The organism is Chamaesiphon sp. OTE_75_metabat_556, assembly GCF_031378165.1.
Lineage (GTDB): Bacteria > Cyanobacteriota > Cyanobacteriia > Cyanobacteriales > Chamaesiphonaceae > Chamaesiphon.
Window position 1 is genome coordinate 1 of record NZ_JANNDR010000048.1, and the last position, 8,006, is coordinate 8,006.

The 8,006-nt window shown below is 47.1% G+C and carries 6 protein-coding genes; 4 read left to right on the top strand and 2 right to left on the bottom strand.

The genetic code is table 11. The features are described from left to right. The first annotated feature begins 4 nt into the window (after positions 1-4). The 4 genes from zwf to RMO27_RS02510 all read left to right on the top strand — a co-directional run bounded on the left by zwf (position 5) and on the right by RMO27_RS02510 (position 6,549). Positions 5-1,534, top strand: coding sequence for a glucose-6-phosphate dehydrogenase (gene zwf, locus RMO27_RS02495; protein WP_309728750.1), 1,530 nt, complete (start codon positions 5-7; stop codon positions 1,532-1,534). Between the two features lie 100 nt (positions 1,535-1,634). Continuing rightward, on the top strand, positions 1,635-2,999 hold the full coding sequence (gene opcA, locus RMO27_RS02500) for a glucose-6-phosphate dehydrogenase assembly protein OpcA (RefSeq protein ID WP_309728740.1): 1,365 nt from the start codon (positions 1,635-1,637) through the stop codon (positions 2,997-2,999). 432 nt (positions 3,000-3,431) lie between these two features. Then, complete coding sequence (locus RMO27_RS02505) at positions 3,432-5,756, top strand: Tex family protein (RefSeq protein WP_309728742.1); 2,325 nt, start codon at positions 3,432-3,434, stop codon at positions 5,754-5,756. A 10-nt stretch (positions 5,757-5,766) separates the two neighbouring features. Further along, positions 5,767-6,549, top strand: a complete 783-nt coding sequence (locus RMO27_RS02510) for a proteasome-type protease (RefSeq protein WP_309728745.1) — start codon at positions 5,767-5,769, stop codon at positions 6,547-6,549. Here the strand turns inward: RMO27_RS02510 and RMO27_RS02515 are convergent. Further along, positions 6,529-7,386 carry a transglutaminase family protein gene (locus RMO27_RS02515; protein ID WP_309728747.1) on the bottom strand — a complete coding sequence of 286 codons (858 nt, stop codon included), beginning with the start codon at positions 7,384-7,386 and terminating at the stop codon, positions 6,529-6,531. The genes RMO27_RS02510 and RMO27_RS02515 overlap by 21 nt on opposite strands. After that, a partial coding sequence (locus RMO27_RS02520) for an alpha-E domain-containing protein (RefSeq protein ID WP_309728749.1) occupies positions 7,383-8,006 on the bottom strand: 624 nt, incomplete at its 5' end. The genes RMO27_RS02515 and RMO27_RS02520, both read right to left, overlap by 4 nt.

The window sequence follows — 8,006 nt, forward strand, 5'->3', positions numbered from 1 at the left end:
AGTAATGATCGATCTACTAGAAAACCCCTTCCGCCTCGGACTCAGACAAGAACGCGTCCCCGAACCCCAAATCCTGACCATCTTCGGTGCATCCGGCGACCTCACCCACCGCAAACTGATCCCCGCATTATATCAAATGCGACTCGATCGCCGCCTTCCACCCGAAATCACCATCGTCGGTGTCGCCCGCCGCGAATGGACTAACGAATACTTCCGCGAACACTCCAAACAAGGCATCATCGAATTTGGTAACGGCATCCAAGATGAAGCCGCCTGGGAAGAATTCGCCAAAGGACTCTACTATTGCCCTGGCGACATCGACAAACCCGAAAGCTACCTCAAACTCAAAACCCTCCTCGGCGAACTCGATACCGATCGCCGGACTATGGGCAATCGCGTCTTTTATCTCTCCGTCGCTCCCAACTTTTTCCCCGAAGCGATTAAGCAGCTTGGTAGCGCAGGGATGTTAAATGATGTCCAAAAACATCGCCTCGTCATCGAAAAACCCTTCGGGCGCGATCTCGCCTCAGCCCGAGTATTAAACCGCGTTGTCCGCCAGCATTGTCAAGAGCAACAAGTTTACCGGATCGACCATTATCTGGGCAAAGAAACCGTCCAAAACTTGATGGTGTTGCGATTTGCCAATGCGATCTTTGAACCGCTCTGGAATCGCAATTACATTGATAATGTCCAGATCACCGTCGCGGAAACCGTCGGTGTCGAAGATCGGGCGGGTTATTACGAATCCGCTGGTGCATTGCGCGATATGCTCCAAAACCATTTGATGCAAGTGTTTTGTCTCACAGCGATGGAACCACCCAACGCCCTCGATGCAGATTCGATTCGTACCGAAAAAGTCAAAGTGCTCGAAGCTACTCGCCTAGCGGATGTCAATAATCTTAATCGATCGGCTATTCGCGGCCAATATAAGCCAGGTTGGATGAAAGGCGAACCAATCCCTGGTTATCGGGAAGAACCAGGCGTAGCCGAAGGCTCTGTCAATCCTTGTTTTGTCGCCATGAAATTCATGGTCGATAATTGGCGGTGGAAAGACGTGCCGTTCTACCTGCGGACAGGAAAACGGCTACCGAAAAAGGTTTCTGAAATTACGATTCAATTTAAACCCGTCCCCTGGTTAATCTTCCAATCTGCCTCCCGTCAAGCAAATCCCAATCTGCTCACAATCCAGATTTATCCCAACGAAGGGATCTCCCTCCAATTTGAAGCCAAAATGCCTGGAGCAGATCTCCGGACTCGGACAGAAAATATGGACTTCAACTACCAGGAAGCCTTCGGCGTCAAATCTTCTGACGCATACGACAGGTTATTGATCGACTGTATGCTCGGCGACCAAACCCTGTTTACCCGCTCCGACGAAGTTGAAGAAGCCTGGCGGATCGTCACCCCCGCCCTTTCTGACTGGGAAGCCAACACCGATCCCGATTCGATCGCCCAGTATGAAGCTGGGACATGGGGGCCACTAGCAGCAGAAGATCTGATCAACGATGATGGCCGAAAGTGGCATCGATCTTAAATCGGTGAAGCGTAGTTTCTAGAACCCACCCCGCCCTACGGGCACCCCTCCCAGGAGGGGATTTCCCTGAAGCCTAAAGCCAATCCCTAAAGCCTAATTTATGAGTACCCAATCCCCCCCAGTCGTCTCCCTCCGCGCGCCGAAGGATGTTTCGGTCGCCGATATCGAGCAGGAATTAGGCCAAATCTGGAAAGACTATCAACCAGAAAGTCAGACTCAAGATGCGATCGTCGCGACTCAAGCTAGTACCTTTACCTTGATGGTGTATGAGCCAGAACCGACCCAGCACATGCTGGCGGTCTTGGGTTTCTACAATGGCCCGATCGATGGTATTTTTGGCCCCGCCCAAGTCAAAGCGATTAAATCTGCCCAAACTGCTTATCAACTGCAACGGACTGGGAAACTCGATCGCGAGACACTGAGCAAAATCCAGACCGCTTATCACGATCGGATTACGGTGAATCACGATACACACTCCCTCGCCATCGAAAAAGATGTGAATAATCGCGGCTACATAGTTACCGATGCGATCGCCAATACCAACCCTCGGCGGATTGTGACCCTCTGTCCGGTGATGGGTGAAGATACGGGCGTGACCGCCCAAGTGTCCGTCTATTGCCCCATGAAGAAGCAATACCTGCATTCCCTCGTTTGTAGCGAATACGTGACCTTGCGCGCCACTCCAGACGCCTTAGAGCGCAATAGCGAGAGCATCGCCAATCTCGCCGTGCCCGACCTCCCCCGCTTCTTGTGGTGGAAAGATACGCCCAATCCCACCCAACCACTATTTCTCCAACTAGCTCAGACAGCGCATTCAGCGATCTTTGATTCTTCGGATTTTACGACTCCTGAAGCTGAATTATTAAAGCTGCACGAGATTCTCGATCGGGGTATTCCCACGATCGACCTCAACTGGCGCAGGATTGCGGGCTGGCAAGAACTCACCGCCGAAGCCTTCGATCCCCCTGCTCGTCGCAAAGATATCACCGAAATCGATCGAGTCGATGTCAATTATGAATTAGGCAATCCGGCTCAAGCAATTATGTTTCTCGGTTGGCTCTCCAGTCGCCTCCAATGGCAACCCATCAGCTACAAGCATACTGGCGGCGATTATGACTTGCGCGAGGTGGATTTTGTCGCTCCTGACGGCCGGAAGATTCATACCGAGCTAGCCGGAATGCCCACTGCCGATCCTGGCGAAATTCCTGGCGATCTGATGGGTGTCCGGCTCAATTCTACCAATCCGAAAGCCAACTGCATCACCGTCCTCTGTTCGGAAGTAGCTGGTTGTATGCAGATGGAAATGCGCGGTGGTACCCAAACCGCACGGGTGGAGGAAGTAACTTCCCTCGCCGAGCGCAGTGCGGAAGATTTACTCGCTGAGTATCTTCAACGCTGGAGTCGGGATCTACTTTACGAGCAAACGATGACCGTCGTTGCTCAAATCTTGAGTAAAGTAGGATAACTCAGAAAGATTGTAGGTTGGGTAGAGCAATAGCGAAACCCAACTATCCCACAAACATCCTAGTGCGTTTGTTAAACAAGGTTTTGGGCCTAATAGATCCGATCGAATGCTAAGAGCTATCATCCCGATCGATCGATGGCGATCAAATCTTTAACCGACCGTGGTCTAAAATAAGTCGGCTACAATGGTATTCAGCTAATTAATGTCTAATTTCAGTTCGACATCGGCTCAATCAGAAACTTGTCTTCAACTATTTTATAAATATTTGGCAATTATCATGTTTCTCTCTGCACCGCTCTAGTTAAATTGATACTTGGTAAAAGTTCCAATAACTTTCATAGCTCATAATTATAATGTTAGTATGGTTTTGATGGCAGAGAGATCGTTGACCTCTATTTAAATTTTAAACCTTTTCCATATTAATAATCTTCCATGTTAGACATCCGCACTCAAATTGCTGCCGAACTCGACTTAAATCCCAACATCGTCCAAAATGTTCTAGATTTATTTGCCGAAGGAGGCACGATTCCGTTTATTGCCAGATATCGGAAAGAGCGAACGGATGAGATGAATGAAATCGTCTTACGCGAACTAGAAGAACGATTCACATATCTAACAGAACTAGCGGCGCGGAAAGAAAGTATTCTGAGTTCGATCGAGTCTCAAGATAAACTAACTCCAGAACTGAGATCGAAGATCGAGAACTGTTTATTAAAGACAGAGTTAGAAGATCTGTATCTACCATACAAACCCAAACGACGCACAAGAGCGACAATTGCTAGAGAAAAAGGCTTAGAGCCGTTAGCTGAATTAATTCGCTCTTTAAATAATGCCAGTGCCCAGCCCATAGAATTAGAGCCAGAAGCAGCTAAATATATCGACGAAGAAAAAGGTGTCAAGACAGCCGCCGACGCTTTGGCTGGTGCTGCTGATATTATCGCTGAATCGATCGCTGATAAAGCTAATTTACGGGCTTATATTCGCGAGTATATTCAATCTGAAGGTCAGTTTAGATCCAAGATTAAAGATGATGTGGCTGAAGGCTCGACTAAGTTTGAGATGTACCGAAAGTATTCTGCACCAGTTAGTAAAGTTGCACCACATAATTTACTGGCTCTATTTCGTGGCGAAACCGAAAAAGTGTTGAGTTTAGAATTAGAATTTGATGAAGATGATATCTGTGAGTATTTAGCTACGCAAGAGATTAAGACTAAAATACCTGCGATTCGATCGTTTTATCAGTCGATGATCAAAGATGCTTTCAATCGGTTGATGAAGACATCGCTAGTCAATGAAGTTCGATCTGAGTGTAAATTGCAAGCAGATATCGGTTCGATTTCTAACTTTGAAACCAATCTTCGCGAGCTATTATTATCGGCTCCGGCGGGGATGAAACCGACACTGGCGATCGATCCAGGATTCCGCAGTGGTTGTAAGGTGGCAGTATTATCGGAGACTGGTAAATACTTGGCTTATGAGGCAGTTTTCCCCCATCAGGCAGCAAACCAACGTCAACAGGCTGCGAATACTATTAAGCAGTTTATCAAAAAATATAATATCCAATTAATTGCGATCGGTAATGGTACCGCTGGCCGCGAAACTGACCAATTTGTGATCGAACTTTTGGCAGATGTCGAACCAAAGCCGATTAAAGTGATGGTCAATGAATCGGGCGCATCGATTTATTCAGCGAGTGATGTCGCGATTTCAGAATTTCCCGATCTGGACATTACAGTGCGCGGGGCAATTAGTATCGGTCGCCGCTTACAAGATCCACTCGCCGAACTAGTAAAAATCGATCCCAAATCGATCGGTGTCGGGCAATATCAGCACGATGTAGACCAAAAGTTACTCAGGAAAAAACTCGATGATACTGTGGAAAGTTGTGTCAACTATGTCGGCGTCGATCTCAATACTGCGTCAAAAGAATTACTCGCATTTGTATCCGGTTTAAGTCCCGTAGTTGCTAACAATATTATCGCCTATCGGAACGAGCATGGAGCTTTTAAAAACCGCAAACAACTGCTCAAAGTAGCCAAGCTAGGGCCGAAAGCTTACGAACAGGCGGCTGGTTTCCTCCGCATCCGCGACGGTGAAAATCCCCTCGACAATACCGCCGTCCACCCTGAAAGTTACCCGATTCTGGCCGCGATCGCCAAAGATGTCAACATCCCGCTGACAGAGCCAACTAGGCTAGGTACACAACTCAAACAAGTAGATCTCAAGAAATATATCACGGACGCGATCGGCGAACCCACGCTTCGCGATATCATCGGCGAACTCGAAAAACCCGGACGTGACCCTCGCGCTGAGTTCAAATATGCCACCTTCAAAGCGGGGATTCAAGAAATTACCGATTTAGTTGTCGGGATGGAATTGGAAGGCACCGTGACGAATGTCGCTAACTTTGGAGCATTTGTAGATATCGGCGTGCATCAAGATGGATTGGTGCATATTTCCCAATTATCAGATAATTTTGTCAGCGATCCCAATCAAGTGGTCAAAGTCGGTCAAGTGGTCAAAGTAAAGGTATTGGAAGTCAACGCTCAACTCAAACGGGTGAGTTTGACGATGAAAACTGGGGTGTCCACATCAACGGGAGATCGACCATCACCGTCACCAGCAGCACGCAGCAAGAAACCCCAACCATCATCAGCTAAACCATCACAAATAGCACCTAAAACTCAACCAGCACCGGAATCAAGTCAAACAGCAACACTTGCCGATTTGCAACGGAAGTTTGGCAAGAAGAATTGAGGATGCTTACATGACTTATTGCTTAGGAATTATTTCTACTCATGGACTGGTAATGGCTGCGGATTCTCGTACTAATGCGGGAGTCGATTATGTTTCTACCTATCGGAAAATGTTTGATTTTTCCGTACATGGAGATCGCACGATTCTGATGTGTACGTCGGGAAATCTTTCGATTACTCAATCTGTGATGCTCAGTATCGAGCAGGATTTGAGATCTCTGGATGTGGAGAATTTGCATTCCTGTCAGAGTATGTATGATATCGCTTGTTATATCGGACAGAAACTGCGCTTTGTACAAGCGCGGGAGCGGGAATGGTTGGAGAAAGATCGGATCGATGCCAATTGCAATATCTTACTCGGCGGGCAGGTACGCGGACAAGCCACGGAGCTATATATGCTTTACAGTCAAGGCAATTTTATCAAGGCAATGCCCGAAACGCCATTCTTGCAAATTGGCGAAGTTAAGTATGGTAAACCAATTTTAGATCGGGTGTTGACCTTTGATACCAGTATCGAAGATGCGGTAAAGTGTGCAATATTATCCTTTGATTCGACGATGAAATCGAATGTTTCTGTCGGCCCACCGATCGATCTAGTAATGTATCGTACTAATAGTCTGGAAATTCTCCACCAACGCACCCTTCAACGCGGCGATCCTTACTTATTACAGGTTCGCAGAGAGTGGGAATCGTTTTTAAAAACCGCTTTTGATCGCATCCCTCCCATCGATTGGGAGCAAAGCAGCGAAACCGAATTGGATTCAATCGAATTTTCAGGTTTTCTGGATCAATAGTCGATAGTTCATTTCATTTGTTATCGCCCCCATCGTTCGTAATGTTCCTTCAACAGGGGTTGTCTGGGCTGGGAAGGGACTTGATGCGACTGCAATGTGGTCTCCTGAGACTAGCAATCCGTGAGTAGGATCATAGCCTCGCCAGCCTGCGCCTGGGAGATATATTTCTGCCCAAGCATGAAGGTGTCTCTCGTCGGTTTCAGCTCCAGCTTCATAGCCACTGACAAATCTTCCAGCTAATCCGACGGCGCGACAGACTTCGATAAATAAAACAACGAAATCTCGACAGGAACCGGAGCGATGTTTCCAGACGATCCCTGGTGGCAGTGATGCGCCAGTATCGCGGATCGAGTATTGACAATTATGATAAATTTGCTGATTGAGTTCTGTCAAAAAGGGAATGGTTTTACCATCGACAGTTTGCCAGATTTCGGCGGCTAATTCTGCTGCAATTGGATCGATCGAGTGCCCTAAATATCCGGTTGAATATGGTTGTAATTGTCTGGATAATGACAGCGGATAATCGATCGGTAAACCAGCCGCCCAGGGTTCGAGTAGGTAACTAAAGGGATTGGTAAGATTGGTAGATATGGTAGTCTTGGTGCTGATTTGAAGCTTATTCGTGAGATTGTTGTCGAACCAAACTAGAGTCGAATTATTGCCATCGAGATCGACAGATTCAGAAATTTGTTGCGGCGTAGGCGAGATCGCTAGATCGAATGATAACACCGCTTGGTGAACATTCGATCGCGGGCGTAGTCTGAGCTGATGGGGCGCGAAAATTACTGGTTGACTGTAGATATACTCGATCGAGTGTTCGATCTGGAAAACAGTCATAATACTGCCTCAAGCTCGATCTTCATAAAGGTATCACCAATCTCTTTGGATACAATATTGATCCGACTTTGGGTTTCGTCGAGGAATTCATGCAAGCCCCGTTCGATCACTTCCTCGATCGATAAAAAGTCCAACTCTGATCGTAATTTACCCAATTTAAGTTCGGCAGAATTACACCAGGTATTTAAACCATTGTTGCCACTAATTAGATGTAAAGATTTCTCAGTCGAGCGCAAGCAGTGTTGAATCGATCTGGGAAACTCTCGATCGAAGATCAAGAACTTAGCAATATCGGTTGGACTAATTCGGTGACAGGTTTTGCGATACATTTCATACGCACTCACCGATCTTAATAAGGCGATCCACTGCAATTCATCCAGCGGCGATCCGACCCCACCAGGTAAAACTATAAAGTATTTTACATCCAAAATCCGTGTCGTTTTATCAGCCCGCTCGATCGATCTACCCATCCGCCCAAAATGCCACGCCTCATTATGCGACATCGTTGCCGCCATCACTCCCGCAAATTGGTGACTAGCCATTTTCACCGCCGCAAAAAAGCTAGGTAATTCTGGTTGTGGCTCGGCTTCTGCTGCTTCTTTGACCATAAAGTAAAAACT